The sequence below is a fragment of the Streptococcus sp. GMD4S genome (genome assembly GCF_000296955.1).
Map to the genome: position 1 here is coordinate 1 of NZ_AJRE01000008.1, position 1,906 is coordinate 1,906.

Annotated in this window: 1 pseudogene; it reads right to left on the reverse strand. The window is 47.3% G+C overall.

Annotated elements, in window-relative coordinates:
- A pseudogene (locus GMD4S_RS00090) lies at positions 1-1,906 on the reverse strand (YSIRK signal domain/LPXTG anchor domain surface protein); the annotation flags it as partial.

Sequence of the window (1,906 nt, forward strand, 5' to 3'; positions counted from 1 at the left end):
TTTGTGGAACACCCTGAGGACCTGTGCTGGTTGCGTTAGTGCTGGTTGGGGTTACTTCTTTCACCACCGCTTGGTACTTGACAGTAACAGGAGTTCCGTTGGCATCCACACGAGTCAATTCAAGTTCTGGTGTTTCACCCTTGAACTGTTTATCAGGAGTGAAGGTCACCTTACCATCTGCGTCCACTTCGAACTTACCAACATTTGGCACTTCTTTCACAGTTGCACCATTGTCAAATAGTGGAGTTGAATCAGCTGGGAATGGAACAGAATCATGGCCTGGAGTGAAGGTCACTTTACCTTCTTGTACCTGACCTTGCAGACCTTCTGTCTTATCACCTGAACCAGTTGGCGTTACTTTCGTAAACTCTGGACTATAAGTCGCAGTAACTGGGGTACCATTCTTATCTACGCGTTTGACTGTGACTGGATCTGGTTTGCCTACAAACTGCTTGTCTGGAGTGAAGGTTACTGTTCCGTCTGGAGCAATCGTATAGGTTCCTTGACCTGGAATGGTCTTCTCTTTGCTTCCATCTTCGAAGGTTGGCTCGACTGTTTCATCAATTGGAACCAGTGGATCACCACCTTGGAAGATTGGAGTACCAGTTTGTGGAAGTCCTTGAGGACCTGTACTTGTTGCACCGGTTCCAGTTGGAGTTACCTTAGTAAACTCTGGGCTGTATGTCGCAGTAACTGGGGTGCCATTCTTATCCACACGTTTCACTGTAACTGGATCTGGGTTTCCAACAAACTGCTTGTCTGGAGTGAAGGTTACAGTTCCGTCTGGTGCAATCGTGTAGGTTCCTTGGCCTGGAATAGATTTCTCTTTGCTTCCATCTGCGAAGGTTGGCTCTACTGTTTCATTGATTGGAACTAATGGGTCACCACCTTTAAACGTTGGAGTTCCTGTTTGCAGAAGTCCTTGAGGGCCTGTGCTGGTTGCGCCGGTTCCTGTTGGTGTTACCTTGGTCACTGTTGGGGTATATGTCGCAGTAACTAGGGTGCCATTCTTATCGACTCGTTTAACCGTTACTGGAGCTGGAGTACCAACATATTGTTTTTCTGGTGTAAAGGTAATAGAGCCATCTGGATTGATGCTGTATTCACCTACACCCGGAACTGTTTTCGTTGACTGTCCATCTTCGAAAGTCATTGGTTTCGTATCATCCAGTGGAACAGCTGGATTACCTTCTGTGAAGGTTGGGGTACCTTTTTGCGGTTGACCTTGGATACCATTTGAAGTGGCATCCGTTGAAGTTGGAACTACTTCTTTCACTACTGCTTGGTACTTGACAGTAACAGGAGTTCCATTGGCATCCACACGAGTCAATTCAAGTTCTGGTGTTTCCCCCTTGAACTGTTTGTCTGGGGTGAAGGTTACCTTGCCTTCTGCGTCCACTTCAAACTTACCAACATTTGGTACTTCTTTCACAGCTGTCCCAGTGTCAAATAGTGGAATTGAATCAGCTGGGAATGGAACAGAGTCATGGCCTGGCGTGAAGGTCACTTTACCTTCTTGGGCCTGACCTTGAAACCCCTCTGTCTTATCACCTGTACCAGTTGGCGTTACTTTCGTAAACTCTGGACTGTAGGTCGCAGTCACCGGGGTACCGTTCTTATCCACCCGTTTCACTGTGACTGGAGTTGGGTTTCCAACAAACTGTTTGTCTGGAGTGAAAGTTACAGTTCCGTCTGGTGCAATCGTGTAGGTTCCTTGACCTGAAATCACTTTTTCCTTGCTTCCATCTGCGAAGGTTGGTTCAACTGCTTCATCGATTGGAACAAGTGGGTCACCACCTTGAAAGCTTGGAGTGCCTGTTTGTGGAACACCCTGAGGACCTGTGCTGGTTGCGTTAGTGCTGGTTGGGGTTACTTCTTTCACCACCGCTTGGTACTTGACAGTAAC